The following is a 15,063-nucleotide window of genomic DNA, read 5'->3' as shown; positions in this document are numbered from 1 at the left end:
TCGAGCTATCCGCCGAGCGGGACCACAATTTTCCGGCGATCTCAAGGCGCGAGAGCAGTCCGGGCCGCACCACGGCCCGATCCTCACCCCGTGGGCTATTACCAAAACGCCACCAAAACGCCACCAAACCAGAGTTACCGCAGTTCGGGGTCTATTACCGGCGATCATCAAATGATCTTGTCCGACCTTCGAGACGAGTGCGTATCCAGGGCTTAGATGATCTTGGTGGCGGCCGAAGGTGGCCAGTCAAGATCATCGGTGGCGCTTTGGAGGCCATTTGGTGGCGGTTTCGTGGCGTTTTGGTGGACCTGATTTGGCTTCCTTGCCTGGTCACTGTTTCTCGGACCACGCAAAGGAGCCGACATGGCCCCGAATCGCATATTCCGCCGTACGTCTTTTGAGCGTGACTCGCTTCCGCTGGATTCCGCGCGGACGGCGTTCGAGTGGTTGGTCACCGGGCCGAGCCCGGTCTCGATCGAGGGCTGGCTTTTCCCCGGCCTGCCCCGTCGGCGGGTGCCCCTGGACGAGCTGCGGGACCTGCTGCTCGACGCCAATCTTCCGATGTCCACCGTGGACCCGATCTGGGTCCACCTGGTCACCCGTTCTCGCGACGAGGGCGGCACCTGGACCGTGGCGTGCGTCGGGGTCGCGCTGCCCGCGCTGTTCTCTATTGCCGCCGAGTTGTCCGCGCCGTACGCCGACGACCACCGCGACATCCACGCCGCGATCCTGACCGGCTTCCTGTCCGAGCTGGCGAGCATCGATCTCGCCAAGCCGTGGGTCATGTGGCGGCTGCGCTGCGCCGGATTGCGCGCGGGACACCTGTTCATCCGCGACGCGCTCGACCGCCCGATGCCCACCGATGAGGACTTCCACTCCAGCGAGCCGACCCCGCCGTGGGGGCACCCGGACTTCGTCCTCGCTCGCGCCGTCGCCGATGGGGCGATCACCGGCGACGAGGCCGAACTGATCGGCTCCACCCGCCTCGAGGACTACACGCTCACCGCCGCCGCGGCCGACCGCGGCGTCAAGGTCACCGCCCTGCACTGGGTCCGCAGCCAGGCCGAAGCACGCCTGCTCGCCTGGCTCACCGACCAGGCCCCGCACGACGACCCCGCCGACCGCCGCGAGCGCGACGTGGAGATCCGCGCGGTGAACGCGACGGCCATCACCGCCGCCGCGAGTGACGCCAGCCGTGCCTCGCGCCGACCGACCCGAAAGTCACGCACGGTGACCAGGATCGGCGGAAAGTCGTTGGTCACGGTTCGGTCACACGCCTGGAAAAAGGCCCCCGAATCCGGAGTCGAGGGCTGCGGGAGGACCCCAGCCGCTCCCGCGCACACCACCTCGCTCGACCGCTCGACCGGAACGCCCCGGCAGCTGTCGAGCACGACTCCGGAGGTGCCGCGATGCGCCTGACCCATTCGCCCGTCCACCGCCGGCCAGACCGTCGTAGCAGCGACCGTCGGCCTCGCCGTGGACCCGTCATTCTCTCGCTCGGAGCGGCTCGCCGAGCCCGCCGGGCTACCTGCTGCACCTCACGGCCGACCACTCCCACGTCCACCACACCTCGGATGTCTTCCCTGTCGGCCGGCTGCCGTCGGACCACGCTTCGGCGGAACCTCGCGCTGCTCACCGGCGTGGCCGTCGTCGCGCTGTTCGTGCCTGTCTCGACCGCGCACGCGGACACCGTGGTGGTCGCCCTGGCCGGATCTGTTGATCAGGTTCTGACCAACATCCGCAACTGGGTGATGGGCATTTTGGCGGGGCTCGCGACCGTCTTTTTGTCCATCGGCGGGGTCCGCCGTGTGATGGGCGGCGGCGATCCCGGCGAGCAGGAGAAGGCCAAGGAGTGCTTCAAAGCCGCCGCGATCGGCTACGGCCTGGCCGCGCTCGCACCCCTGGTCGTCACCGTGCTCCAGGGCATCGTGGGGGCCTGAGCCATGTCCACGACCAGGCCCGCCCGTCGTCGGACATCGGCCGCTCCGACCGTCCACAGCCTGCGCTCCGACGAGCCCGCACCGGCTCGCGCGGAGGCCACCGGCGCCAGCCGGGAACTGCTCGCGCCCCCGCCCGCGAGCACCACCTGGCGCACCAGTGGCCGGCGCACTGGTCGATGGGTGCGGCGGCTGCGCATGACGCGAAGCCGAGCGCTCGTAATGCTGGCGCTGAGCCTGGTCGTTCTGCTCGGCGGCACACTCGCCGTCAGCGCCGCCGCAACGCCCGGCGGTCCGGCCGCGGCACAGCCCGCGCCGCCTCCACCACTGCCGTTGCCGACCGTTGATCCGTGCACACCGGACTCGCCGTTGCCGGTCTGCCACCTACCCGCGCCCACGACCACGCCACCGCCGACGGGCATTCCGCTGCCGATCCCGACCGGACCGCCCACCTCGGTGACGTGCTTCCCCGGTTCGCTGCAGTACGAGTGCACGCACCCGTCCACCACTCCGGCTCCTCCACCCTGCACGGGGGAGGGCTGCATCCCGCAACCGCCGACCTCGGCGCCACCCACCAACCCCGGCACCGGCCAGCCCGGCAACGGCGATGACGGCGAGGCCGACTGCGGGATCACCGACATCGGCGGCTGCATCACCAACGCGATCAACGCGTTCTTCCGGGGCATCGTCACCGCCGCGCTCAACCCGCTCTTGGACTTGTTGTCCAAGACACTGCTGACCACTCCGACGCCCGACTCGCTGCCGCGGATCGGAGAGCTGTGGACCAACTCCTGGCAGATCCTGCTCGCCTGCTACGGGATGTTGATCCTCATCGCCGGGATCCTGGCAATGAGCTACCAGACACTGCAGACCCGGCACTCCATCAAGGAGATCGCGCCCCGGATCGTGGTCGGGTTCCTCGCCGGAGCCCTGTCGCTGTGGGTGGCGACCAAGGGCATCCAGATTGCCAACGGACTGGCCCAAGCGGTCATGGGTGGCGGCCTGGACGCCAGCTCGGCCGGCGAGACGTTGAAGAACCTCGTCCTCGGGTCGCTCAACGGCGGGATCTTCATCATCTTCATCGGCATCTTCCTCGCCGGGATGCTGATCGTCCTGCTGGTCACCTACGTCGTCCGGGTCGCGTTGACGGTGATCCTGATCGCCGGGGCGCCGATCGCGCTGATGTTCCACGCGCTCCCGCAGACCGAGGGCATCGCGCGCTGGTGGTGGAAGGCGTTCGGTGGCTGCCTGGCCATCCAGGTCGTGCAGTCACTGACGTTGATCACCGCCATGAAGGTGTTCCTCGCGCCCGGCGGATTCACCCTGTTTGGCCCGACCGTCAGCGGGTTGGTCAACCTGCTCGTCGCGCTCGCGTTGATGTACATCCTGTTCAAGATCCCGTTCTGGGTGCTGTCCTCGGTCAAAGGCAGCGGCGGTCGTTCGATCCTCGGCTCGATCGTGCGCGGCTTCATCGCCTACAAGACCTTCGGCCTGCTCGGTGGCCGAGGCGGCGGTGGCCGCAAGCCTCGCCCGTCCGGCGGCGGTGGTGGTGGTCGCGGAGGCAACGGGGGCGGCGGCGGTCGCGCACCGACGGACCCCTACGCCCACGCCCGCACCACCGCTGACGGCCAGTACGTGCTGCCGCTGGCCGGTGTTCGCCGCAGCCGACCGGCCGCCAAACCCAAGCCCGCTCCCGCGCCGAAACCGAAAGCCGGGCAGGGCCGCCAGCTGGCTCTGCCACTCGGGGACGACTGGCCGGAGAACAAGCCAGTCCTCGGGCGCGACGGCCAGTACCGGTTGCCGCTGGACGCCGAGCGCGTCAAGCCGACGCCGCCTCCGGCACCACCCAACCAGCCGGGCGGTCGGCGTCGGGGCGGGCAGCAGATGGAGCTGCCGTTCGACCCGTACAAGGGCAACCGGCCGACGCGCTCCGGGCAGTACCCGCTGCCACTGGACGGCGTGCGCCGCACACCGCGCCCGCCGAGCCCGCCGCCCCCGGCCGCACCCCCGGCTCGATCGCGCGGCACTCAGATGGAGCTGCCCTTCGACCCGTACAAGGGCAACCGGGCAACCCGCTCCGGGCAGTACCCGCTCCCGCTGGACGGCGTGCGCCGCACACCGCGCCCGCCGACCCCGCCACCGGCAACGCCACCCGCACGACCGGCCTCGCCCGCCGGGCAGCAGCTCCGGCTCCCGCTGGACCTGCCTAAACCACCGCGGCGCCCCTCGCCGCCACCACCCAAGCCCGGAGGTAAGTCGTGACTTCGCCTGTTCGCATACCCGCCGACGTCGACATGGCCGACAAAGTGATCGGCCCGTTGACCGCCCGCCAACTGGCGATCCTCGCGGTGACCGGCCTGGTGCTCTACGCCGGTTGGACCACCACTCGCGCGGTCGTGCCGCTCCCGGTGTTCCTCGCGCTGGCCATCCCGATCGGGGTGAGCGCGGCCGTCATCGCGCTCGGCCAGCGCGACGGGATCTCGATGGACCGACTGCTGGTCGCCGCGATCCGGCAACGCATGGGACCGCGCCACCGCGTCGCCGCACCCGAAGGCGTTCGCCCCGCGCCGGAATGGCTCACCAGCCAGACCGCCGCCACGAGCGCGAGCCGGACCGCGGGCGCCGGCAAGGGCAAGTCGGCCAAGGCCAAGAGCAAGGCGGCGGTGCCCGAGCAGATCTCGCCGTCGGCGTTGCGGCTGCCCGCCGAGGCGGTCACCGACACCGGCGTGGTCGACCTGGGCACCGACGGCCTGGCCGTCGTCGCGGTCGCTTCCACGGTGAACTTCGCGCTGCGGACACCGTCCGAGCAGGAGTCCCTGGTCGCCAGCTTCGGCCGCTACCTGCACAGCCTGACCGCGCCCGTGCAGGTGCTGGTACGCACCGAACGGCTCGACCTGTCCGGCCAGATCGCCGAGCTGCGGGCGCGTGCGGGCGGGTTGCCACACCCGGCGTTGGAGGCCGCCGCCATCGAGCACGCCGACTACCTGGTGCAGCTCGGCGAGCAGACCGACCTGCTGCGCCGTCAGGTGTTGCTGATCCTGCGCGAGCCAATGGGCGCCGCCGGGCCGACCGACGGGCTCGGCGGACCCGGCCCGCTGGCGGTGCTGTCCTCGCTGACCCGCGGTAAACGCCGCGCGAATGCCGAGACCACACAGGCGAGCGCTGGCGCGCGACGGGCGGCGGAGTCACGGCTGGTGCGCCGCCTCAGCGAGGCGATCGAACTGCTCTCGCCCGCCGGGATCGTGGTCACCCCGCTGGACGCCGGGCAGGCCACCGCCGTGCTCGCCTCTGCGTGCAACCCCGACACCCTGCTGCCGCCCTCGGCGGCCCTGGCCGGTGCCGACGAGGTCATCACCACCGCCGGCGGCACCGACCTGGACGACGGCGACCTCGCCGAGGACCGCACGTTCTGGCAAGGCGACGACCGTGCCGCGGTCGACCAGGACGAGTACGGCCCGGACGACGACGAGGTCGACGACTGGGACTACGAGGACGAAGACGACGACTACCCGGAGAGGGGGCGGTTGTGATGACCACCCGAACGCGGCGCGGCCAGCGCCGTCCCAACACCCAGCCCGCCGCCGCGCACCACCGGGCAGCCGCGTTCACGCCGGACGCCCTGTCCGTCGGCGCCCGGCATCTCGAGGTCGGCAACGAATGGGTGTCCAGCTTCGCCGTGACCGGGTTCCCGCGTGAGGTACACCCCGGCTGGCTCGCGCCCTTGCTGACCTACCCCGGCCGCCTCGACGTCGCGCTGCATGTCGAGCCGATCGACCCGGCCACCGCCGCCGCGCGGCTGAAGAAACAGCTCGCCAAACTCGAGAGCGGCCGGCGGCACACCGCCGAGCACGGCCGCCTCTACGACCCGCAGGTCGAAGCCGCCACCGAAGACGCCTACGACCTGTCCTCCCGTGTCGCGCGCGGCGAAGGCAAGCTGTTCCGCGTCGGGCTGTACCTCACGATCCACGCCCCGTCCGAGCGAGCGCTGGCCGACGAGGTAGCGGCGCTGCGCTCCATATCCGCGAGCCTGTTGCTGGATGCCAAGCACACCACCTACCGGTCACTGCAGGGCTGGGTGTCGACCCTGCCGATGGGCCTCGATCTGATCGGAATGAGGCGCACCTTCGACACGAGTGCGCTCTCGGCCGCGTTCCCGTTCACCTCGCCCGACCTGCCCGCAGCCGACCCCACCAGCGTGGCGGCGCCGTCCGGCGTGCTCTACGGCTACAACGTCGGATCGCAGGGGCTGGTGCACTGGGATCGTTTCGGCGACGGGATGCACAACCACAACTCGGTCATCCTCGGGCGCAGCGGCGCGGGCAAGTCCTACCTGGTCAAGCTCGAACTCCTGCGCAGCCTGTACCGGGGCATCGAGATCGCGGTCGTCGACCCCGAGGACGAGTACGCCCGCCTGGCCGCCGCCGTGGGCGGCACCTACGTCCATCTCGGTGCCCGCGACGTCCGGCTCAACCCGTTCGACCTGCCCATCCACACCCGCGCCGACGGCCGCCGGACCGCACCGAAAGACGCCCTCGTGCGGCGGTCGCTGTTCCTGCACACCGTCATCTCGGTGCTCACCGCCGACGGCACAGGCACCGAGTTGGAAGCCGCCGAGCGGGCCGCGCTGGACCGGGGCATCGCCGCGACGTACCAGTCGGTGGGGATCACCGCCGACGCCCGCACGTGGACTCGCCCCTCACCGACCCTCAGGTCCTTGCGCGACCAGCTGGCCACCGCGGGCCAGGCCGGCGACGGGGCTGCCGCCGAGCTCGCGGCGAGGTTGCACCCGTTCGTCGAGGGCGCGTTCAAGCAGCTGTTCGACGGCCCGACCACCACCAATCCGGAAGGCCATTTGGTGGTGTTCAGTCTGCGGGATCTGCCCGACGAGCTGAAAGCCATCGGCACGCTGCTCACCCTGGACGCGGTGTGGCGGCGGGTGTCCAATCCCGCGATTCGCCGCCCGCGCCTGGTGGTCGTGGACGAGGCGTGGCTGCTGATGAAAGAGAAGTCGGGCGCGGAGTTCCTGTTCCGCATGGCCAAAGCCTCCCGGAAACACTGGGCAGGTTTGACGGTTGCGACCCAAGACACCGCCGATGTTCTCGGTAACGATCTCGGCAAAGCCGTGGTAGCCAACGCGGCGACCCAAGTGCTGCTGCGGCAGGCGTCGCAGGCCATCGACGAGATCACCCAGACCTTCGATTTGTCGGCCGGGGAACGGCAATTCCTGCTGTCGGCGGACCGAGGTCAGGGATTGCTGTCGGCGGGCACCCAGCGCGTCGCGTTCCAAAGTATTGCCTCGCCCACAGAGCACTACCTGGTCACGAGTAACCCGGCCGAACTCGCCGGATACGCCGCGGACGTCGACCCCGGCGAGACCGACGCCGAGGAGCAGTCCTTCGTGGACCTGGGCTTCGCCACCGAGCAGGCGTATGCGGCTGAGGGCGATGAGTTCGGTTCGTTCGGTGCTGATGACGACATCGAACTCGACGCCGCCTGACACCGGCCGTCTCTTTTCCGCTTGAGCACTTCTTACCTTCTTGGAAGGACCCGTAATGCTTTCCTGGATACCGGCTGTCCTCAGCCACCCCGAGCCGTCCAATGCGCTGGCTGCTCACGGAATAGTGCGGGCGGGCCTGACGAACGGGTGGCTCGGGGACTACCTGCGCGACCCCGGCGGTGCGCTGCTCACGCTGCTGGGTCACCTGCGGGACTGGGCGATCACCTGGGGGCCGATCGTCGCCCCCGTGCTGGCAGTCGGCATCGCGGGCTTCGTGATCGGCCGGCGGCGGTGGACGCGGCGCTGTCACGCGAGGCTGGTCGCCGACGCACGCCAGGTCACCGTGCTCGCCCCGCCCACCGTGGATCCCGCGGGCGGCGCGGCCTTGTGGTCCAACCTCGTCGGGCTGCTGCGCCCGGCCTGGCGCCGGTGGTTCACCGGGCAGCCCCATGTGGCCTGCGAGTACACGTTCTCCGAGGCAGGGGTCGGCATCCGACTGTGGGTGCCCGGCGTGATCCCCCCCCGGCCTCGTCGAACGCGCCATCGAGGCCGCCTGGCCCGGCTCACACACCCGCGTCGGCACCGCCGACCCACCCCTGCCACCTCCAGGTGAGGCACAGCGGCGGCTGGTCGTCGGCGGCGAACTCCGCCTCGCCCGCTCCGAGGCGCTACCGATCCGCACCGACTTCGACGCCGATCCCCTGCGCGCCCTGATCGGCGCCCCGGTCGGCCTCGGCCGCGACGAGTACGCCTGCGTCCAGATCCTCGCCCGCCCGGTCACCGGCCGCCGCGTCGGCAAAGCCCGGCGCTCCGCGCGGCGGGTGCACACCGGCGGTTCCACCCGAGTAGTCGGTCGCCTGCTCGACCTGGTCACGCCCGGCGTCAAGTCTGGAGCCGCCCGGCGCACGGCGAAGTCCGGGGCACTGGCCAGCGATCCGCAGACCTCGCTCGAGTACGCGGCACAGAACCGCGCCATCGTCGCCAAACAGCGCGGCTCGCAATACGAGACGGTCATCCGCTACGCCGTCGCCACCCTCCTGCCCGCCGACGCCGCCGAGACCGAGGTCCGCCAGGCGCGGGACGTCGCCCGCGGCCGGGCACACGCGCTGGCCGCGAGCTTCGCCTCCTACACCGAGCACAACCACTACACCCGCCACCGCGTCCGCCACCCCGGCCCTGTCCTGGCCGACCGGCGCCTCGGCAAGGGCGACCTGTTGTCCGTGGCCGAACTGGCGGCGCTGGCGCACTTGCCGACCGACGAGGCGATCCCCGGCGTGCAGCGTGCCGGCGCCCGCGCGATCTCCCCGCCACCGGGCATCGCCACGCCCGGCCCGGAGGCCAAGCCGATCGGCGTCACCGACACCGGACACGAACGACCCGTGGCGCTGCGTGTCCCGGACGCGCGGCACCACCTGCACGTCATCGGCGCGACCGGCTCCGGCAAATCCACCTTGCTGGGCAACATGATCCTGGCTGACGCCGAGGCCGGACGCGGGATCGTGTTGATCGACCCCAAGGGCGACCTCGTCACCGACATGCTCTCCCGTCTGCCTCGCTCGGTGGCGGATCGTGTCGTGATCTTCGACGCCGACTCGAAGTCCCGGCCACCGTGCCTGAACCCGTTGGACGGTGGGGAAACCGATCTGACCGTCGACAACCTTGTCTCGGTGTTCCGGCGGGTTTACTCCGCGTTCTGGGGTCCGCGTACCGACGACGTGATGCGCGCTGCCTGTCTGACCCTGCGCACCCAGGAAGGCGTCGCCACCCTCGCCGATCTGCCCAAGCTGCTGGCCGATCCCGCCTTCCGATCACGGGTCACCGCCGGGATCACCGACCCCGTGCTGCGCGGGTTCTGGTCCTGGTACGAGGAACTCACCGACTCCAGCCGCAGCCAGGTGATCAGCCCGCTGATGAACAAGCTGCGCGCCTTCCTGCTGCGGCCGTTCGTACGCGACGCCATAGCAGGCGGACATTCCACAGTGGACATGGCAGAGGTGCTCGACGGCGGCATCTGCCTAGTGCGCATCCCCAAAGGCTCGCTCGGCGAGGAAACCACCCGGCTGGTCGGGTCGCTGGTGGTCGCACGTACCTGGCAGGCAACCACCGCCCGCGCCCGCACGCCGCAACGCCAGCGACGAGACGCGTCGATGGTGATCGACGAGTGCCACAACTTCTTGAACTTGCCCTACCCGATCGAGGACATGCTGGCCGAGGCACGGGGCTTCCGTGTCGCGATGACGTTGGCGCATCAGCATCTTGGCCAGCTTCCCCGTGAGTTGCGGGAAGGCATGTCCACCAACGCTCGCAGCAAAATCTTCTTCAACGCCTCCCCGGAGGACTCTCGCGAGCTGTCCCGCCACACCGCGCCCCGACTGTCCGATCACGACCTGGCGCACCTGGGCGTCTACCACGCCGCCGCACGGCTCGTGCTCAACGGGGAAGAGGCACAGCCGTTCACCATGCGCACCCAGCCGCTTCCTCGCGCGATTCCCGGCCGCGCACGGGAAATCCGCGGCATCGCCCGCCGTGCCTTGCGCAGCCGAGTTCCAGGTGCCACCGCCTCCGCGTCCGGTTCGCAGGCACCAACCCGGCCTCCGCAGCGGCCCGCCGGGACCTCGCGGCAGGCGCGGCCGACCAACGGCGATCGCCGAGGCCAGTCCGGCGTCCGGGAGCGGAGCGCCGACCCACGCCGCCAGCAGTCCTGACCCGACTCGGCCGCACCCGCAAAGACAGGTGGAAGTCCTTTCCACTCAACAAACTGGTGAGAGGTAGGTATTGAAGGTGTGCGCTATTCGGGCACTCCCAAGATCGTCGAGCTGGTGTTCATCTCTTGCTGGTGGTGTTCGGCTCGGTAGCCGCGTCGGCGGCGAGGTAGTCGGTCCAGCTGGCTTGGGCGAACTTGGCCCAGGAGTGTGCCGTTCCGGGATGGATGCCGAACAGGTCGGCTATTACGATCGGCGGCAGCTCGCCGACAGCCTCAATCATCGCCGTGTTGCGGGCGGCAAGCGTAGGCAATCCATGCTGCCGCAAGAGTTTCTGCGTTGCTCGGGCGCCTCGCGCCTTGCCTGGCCGACTCGCGGGCAGCAGGTATCGGGGTGGGTCACCGGCCGGCGGGCGCACCATCGACCGGTAGCGCGGGTGGGCGAGGTGTTCCTCGATCAGTGCTGCCAGTTTGGGTGGCAGCAGCACCGGATGTTTGCCGATGGTGAGGAACGCGTCGCCGTCGGCGCGGTGGAACCGATCGGCGGTCAGTTCGACGATGCGGCTGATGGGCAAGCCGAAGAGCCTGACCAGGCTGCCGATGATCCGCACCTCGCGCGGGAGGGTGCCGTCGTTGAGGCAGCGGCGCAGCTGTCGTCGGTACTGGTCCTCAGTTTGAAAGAGGACCGGCATGCTCTTCTTGCTAGACAAGAACTCCAGCGTGGTCGTGAGTCTGCGCTGGCGCGCCCAGCGCAGGAACGAGGCAAGACCCCTGCGTCGGGTCGGGTTGGTGTCCAGCCAGTGGTCGAGCTGATCTTGGGTGAGTGCGTCGAGGGTGGTTGCGCTGGCGTCGAGCCAGTCCAGAAACCCGATGGCGGTGCGGATGTCGGTGCGGTCGGTGGCTGCGGCTCCCTCGGTGTATCGGTTGCGGGCGGCGCGCCGGCGGGCATCGCGGATCACCTGCCACTCCGCGAATGGGCGGATGATTCGCTGCTGGCGTTTGGGCAGGCGGTCGATCGTGCGGTCTGCCCAGGCTTCCAGCCGGTTGAGGTGTTCAGCCCGTGGCGGCAGAGCGCCGGTGGCGATGAGTGCGTCGCGGACGTAGCGGGTGCTGCGAGTGGGTGCCAGGCCGTCCAGCAGGGCGTGGGTGATCTGGGCGGGCTGGGCGGCAAGGTCGGCCAGCAACGTGGTGGCAGGGTGGTAATAGAGCCAGTTCAGTACCGAGTATTCGTTCGGTGCGGCGGTCAGTGCGTGCGCCAGCGGCTGAAGTTGGTGTGCCACAACGCTGGAGTGGTCGCTGAGCAGGTCGTGCACGCGGTGAGTTACCACGCAGCGGGCGCAGCAGCCGTCGGCGTGCAGCCGCCCCGGACGGCCGCAGGTGCGGCAGGTGAAGTCCACTGTGGATCCCGAGCACGGTCCGCAGATGTCCTCGCCGGTTTCGGCGCGGCCGACCAGGACTCGCACGATCGCGCATTGCGGGCACTGGGCTGGGTTGCGCAGGTGGTGGAAGTAGCAGCGGAAGCAGACCGAGCCACGGGGCCAGTCTCCATACAACTGGGCGGTCTGGCCGCAGTCGTCACAGTGCCCGGATCGACGGGGCCGGCAAGCGGAGCAGTGAAATGCGCCGCCGCGGCCGCCGAGCCCGCTGCCCGGCCGGACCCGTCCGCAGACCACGCACTGACCGGTCTGCCGGTAGCACTGGGCACACCGGTCCGGCTGGTCGCCGACCGCGCGGATGCGGATCGGGCGGATGTGGCCGCAGACCCCGCAACGCCGCGGCGGACGCTGGTAGCAGTTGTAGCAAACCGGACCGTCCTCCGTGATCGCCGCCGCCGGGCGGTGATCACGGCACCGAATGCATTGGTGAGTAGGTTTGGGAGCGCAGGACTCGCACCAGGCGGCACCGTCGGCTCGTCGTTTGGTCGGCCGGCGACGACGCCCGCATTCGACACATTCCTCGAACAGGTCCTCGTCGGCCGCATAGCACCGCCGGCAGATCGGTCCTTCCGGTCGGCGGGTGACGACGACCGCTTCCTGCCCGCACCGAGCGCAGGGCCGCACTGTTGTCTTGTGCTTGCACCAGTTGCAGCACCGGCCGTCCGGGGTGCGGCACTCCAGCAGGCGATCGGAACGGCCGCAGATCGAGCACGCGGGTGCGGTAACCGGGTGGCCTGCGGCGGCCAGCAGGTACAGGAGTCGCGCCAGCACCAACGGACAATCCGGCGGCGGCACGCGCAGCGCCTCGGGATGCTGATCAAGGTAGCGATGCAATGCCAGAGCACCCCAGGCAGTCCACGCCTGCGCCTGTTCCAGAAATGCCTGAGCCGCTTGTGCGGTGACAGCGGCCAGTCCAAACTCCCCGTAGGCGGCCATTTACCGCCCCGGTGACGGCCAGCGTTCTCCCCGCTGGCGGCCAGATATCTCCCCGGTGATCAAGCATCCGATGCCGGCGGCGAGGGTCTGCCGGTGAAGCGAGACGAGGAGATCATGGAGATCCTGGAGGCGTTCGACCTCACGGGGAGTTACCGCGCCGCCGGCGAGTTGGCGGGCTGTGATCACCACACCGTCGCCCGCTATGTGGCGCTGCGCGAGGCGGGTCAGCCGCCGGTCGCCCGGGAGCACCGGGTGCGGCCGATCGACGAGTACCAGGACAAGATCGAGGAGCTGGTGGTGCGCTCGGACGGCCGGGTCCGCGCCGACGTGGTCCACGAGCGGCTGGTCGCGATGGGCTTCACCGGCGGGGAGCGCACCACCCGGCGCACGGTCGCGGAGGTCAAGGCCCGATTGCGGGCCGGGCAGCGCCGGGTGTTCCGGCCGTGGGTAGTCGAGCCCGGGCTGTGGCTGCAGTGGGACTGGGCCGAGGGCCCTCGGGTGAACGGGCGCCGCACGTCGTTGTGGTGCGCGTGGCTGGCGTGGTCACGGTTCCGGATCGTGCTCGCGGTCTGGGACCGGACCCTGCCGACGATCGTGGCCTGCATGGACACCACCCTGCGCCGCATGGGCGGGGTCCCGACCTACGCGCTGACCGACAACGAGCGCACCGTCTCGGTCGACCATGTCGCCGGGATCGCGGTGCGGCACCCGGAGATCGTCGCGGTCGGACGGCATTACGGGATGACGATCCGCACCTGCGTGCCAGCGGACCCGCAGTCCAAGGGCGGCTCGGAGGCCACGGTGCGGATCGCGAAGGCCGACATCGTCCCGACCTCGGCGAACCTGCTGGAGGAGTACCGCACGTTCTCCCAGCTGGAGAGCGCGTGTCGGGAGTTCTGCGAGCAGGTCAACGCCCGGGCGCACCGGGAGACCCGCCGGCCGCCGGTTGATGCCCTGGCCGAGGAACGCACGAGGCTGCATCCGCTGCCGACAGTCGCGTTCACGGTTGCGTTCGGGACGACGCGGCGGGTGAACTGGGACGCCACCGTCTCGGTCGAAGGGGTGCGCTACTCGGTGCCCCACCAGCTGGTCGACACCCGGGTCTGGGTCCGGTTCCACGGCGACGACCTGGTCATCACCGCCGTCGGCGAGCACGGCCCGGGCGAGGTTGCCCGCCACGCCCGCTCGACACCCGGGACGCCATCGATCCAGCCCGAGCACTACCCGCCGCCCACCGCGGCGGCGAACGCCGCCGGGGAACGGGTGCCGCGGGCGGGCAGCGCCGCGGAGACCGAGTTCCTCGCCCTCGGCCCGGGCGCGACGTCCTGGCTGGTCGAGGCCGCCGGGTCTGGCGCGCGAGGGGTCCGACGCAAGATGGCCGAGGCCGTCGCGCTGGCCAAGCTGCACCCGCCCGGCGAGGTCGACCGCGCCCTCGGCACGGCCGCGGTCGCAGGACGGTTCGCCGAGAACGACGTACTGCGCATCCTCGCCCACCAGGCCGGGCGCGACATCAACAAGCCCACGGTCCGCGCGAGTGAGACGCACAGCCTGCAACCCGGCACCTCGGCCTGGTCCGGCTTCGGCATCGCCGCGCCACCTGATCCCGACCCCCATCCCGACCCGGCAGAGCTCGACCCGGCAGGAGAGCCGTCATGAGCGCGGTCACCGGATCGGTGCCGGCTTCGGCCGGGGATCCGCTCGCGGAGGCCGTCGCGCTGACCCGGCGGCTCAAGCTGCCCCACATCCGCCGCCACCTCGTCGAGCTCGTGCCGACCGCGCGGGCGCAGCGCTGGGACCACGCCGAGCTCGTCCGGGTCCTGCTCGCCGAGGAAGCCGCCGGCCGCGACGCCACGAACCTGCGCACCCGGCGCCAACGGGCCGGGTTCCCCGCCGGGAAGACCCTGGGCGACTGGGACGCGGGCGCGTCCTGCATCCCTCGGCCCACCCAGGACGCCCTGACCACCCTGGAATGGGTGGGTCGGCGGGAGAACGTGTGCATCTGCGGGCCGTCCGGGACCGGGAAATCCCACTTCTGCGAAGCGCTCGGCCAGGCCGCGGTCGAGGCCGGGATGACGGTGGCCTGGTTCACCATCGAAGACCTCGGCGCCCTGGTCCGCCGCCACCGCGCCGACGACTCGATCACCCGGGCACTGGCCCGGTTGATCCGCACCGACCTGATCATCGTCGACGACATCGGGCTGCTGCCGGTCTCCCCGGACGCCGCGGAGGGGTTCTATCGGCTGGTCGACGCCGCCTACGAACGTCGCTCGCTCGCGGTGTCGAGCAACCTCCACCCGTCCGGGTTCGACGAGATCATGCCCAAGACCCTGGCCACCGCAACGGTCGACCGGCTCCTGCACCACGCCCACATCGTCGTCACCGACGGTGACAGCTACCGGCTCGCGCAGGCCACCTCCGGCAAGGGAGTCACCGCCTTGAACTGAGCACGCACGACCGAGGGCGGGGACTTATCTGGCCGCCGTCGGGGAGATCTATCTGGCCACCAGTGGGGAGAACTCCTGGCCGCCAGCGGGGAGAACGAACTGGCCCTTGACA

8 protein-coding genes and 1 pseudogene are annotated in these 15,063 nt (G+C 70.5%); 8 read left to right on the top strand and 1 reads right to left on the bottom strand.

Annotated features, from left to right (window positions below; translation table 11 throughout):
• Positions 1–363: 363 nt before the first annotated feature.
• The 6 genes and pseudogenes from DI005_RS21610 to DI005_RS21585 all read left to right on the top strand — a co-directional run bounded on the left by DI005_RS21610 (position 364) and on the right by DI005_RS21585 (position 10,139).
• Positions 364–1,419, top strand: coding sequence for a hypothetical protein (locus DI005_RS21610; RefSeq protein ID WP_113643323.1), 1,056 nt, complete (start codon positions 364–366; stop codon positions 1,417–1,419).
• A gap of 155 nt (positions 1,420–1,574) precedes the next feature.
• The gene (locus DI005_RS21605; RefSeq protein ID WP_113643322.1) at positions 1,575–1,940 is read left to right on the top strand and encodes a pilin; all 366 of its coding nucleotides are present in this window, start codon (positions 1,575–1,577) and stop codon (positions 1,938–1,940) included.
• Positions 1,941–1,943: 3 nt separating this feature from the next.
• A complete protein-coding gene (locus DI005_RS21600) occupies positions 1,944–4,199 on the top strand; it encodes a hypothetical protein (protein WP_233520249.1) in 2,256 nt (751 codons plus the stop codon).
• A gap of 32 nt (positions 4,200–4,231) precedes the next feature.
• Positions 4,232–5,467, top strand: a complete 1,236-nt coding sequence (locus DI005_RS21595; protein WP_369973606.1) for a PrgI family protein — start codon at positions 4,232–4,234, stop codon at positions 5,465–5,467.
• Positions 5,467–7,434 (top strand): VirB4 family type IV secretion system protein, encoded by a 1,968-nt coding sequence (locus tag DI005_RS21590; protein WP_113643319.1) that lies wholly within the window; start codon positions 5,467–5,469, stop codon positions 7,432–7,434. The genes DI005_RS21595 and DI005_RS21590 overlap by 1 nt, the downstream gene beginning before the upstream one ends.
• A gap of 55 nt (positions 7,435–7,489) precedes the next feature.
• Positions 7,490–10,139, top strand: a pseudogene (locus DI005_RS21585) (helicase HerA domain-containing protein).
• A gap of 118 nt (positions 10,140–10,257) precedes the next feature.
• On the opposite strand, the gene DI005_RS21580 reads toward DI005_RS21585, so the two are convergent.
• A complete protein-coding gene (locus tag DI005_RS21580; protein WP_113643318.1) occupies positions 10,258–12,507 on the bottom strand; it encodes an XRE family transcriptional regulator in 2,250 nt (749 codons plus the stop codon).
• Positions 12,508–12,600: 93 nt separating this feature from the next.
• Between DI005_RS21580 and istA the strand changes: the two genes are divergently transcribed.
• Both istA and istB read left to right on the top strand, forming a co-directional pair.
• On the top strand, positions 12,601–14,163 hold the full coding sequence (gene istA, locus DI005_RS21575; RefSeq protein ID WP_113642933.1) for an IS21 family transposase: 1,563 nt from the start codon (positions 12,601–12,603) through the stop codon (positions 14,161–14,163).
• The gene (gene istB, locus DI005_RS21570) at positions 14,160–14,951 is read left to right on the top strand and encodes an IS21-like element helper ATPase IstB (protein WP_113642932.1); all 792 of its coding nucleotides are present in this window, start codon (positions 14,160–14,162) and stop codon (positions 14,949–14,951) included. The genes istA and istB overlap by 4 nt, the downstream gene beginning before the upstream one ends.
• Positions 14,952–15,063 lie beyond the last annotated feature (112 nt).

This window comes from Prauserella sp. PE36 (assembly GCF_003311655.1).
Taxonomy (GTDB): Bacteria; Actinomycetota; Actinomycetes; order Mycobacteriales; family Pseudonocardiaceae; genus Prauserella_A; species Prauserella_A endophytica.
The sequence above is the reverse complement of the archived record's forward strand: the minus strand, read 5'-3'. Positions and strand labels throughout refer to the sequence as shown.

Coding starts and splice junctions, on each gene's coding strand:
- DI005_RS21610 (WP_113643323.1), top strand. CDS start 364: ATGGCCCCGAATCGCATATTCCGCCGTACGTCTTTTGAGCGTGACTCG.
- DI005_RS21605 (WP_113643322.1), top strand. CDS start 1,575: ATGTCTTCCCTGTCGGCCGGCTGCCGTCGGACCACGCTTCGGCGGAAC.
- DI005_RS21600 (WP_233520249.1), top strand. CDS start 1,944: ATGTCCACGACCAGGCCCGCCCGTCGTCGGACATCGGCCGCTCCGACC.
- DI005_RS21595 (WP_369973606.1), top strand. CDS start 4,232: ATGGCCGACAAAGTGATCGGCCCGTTGACCGCCCGCCAACTGGCGATC.
- DI005_RS21590 (WP_113643319.1), top strand. CDS start 5,467: ATGACCACCCGAACGCGGCGCGGCCAGCGCCGTCCCAACACCCAGCCC.
- DI005_RS21580 (WP_113643318.1), bottom strand. CDS start 12,507: ATGGCCGCCTACGGGGAGTTTGGACTGGCCGCTGTCACCGCACAAGCG.
- istB (WP_113642932.1), top strand. CDS start 14,160: ATGAGCGCGGTCACCGGATCGGTGCCGGCTTCGGCCGGGGATCCGCTC.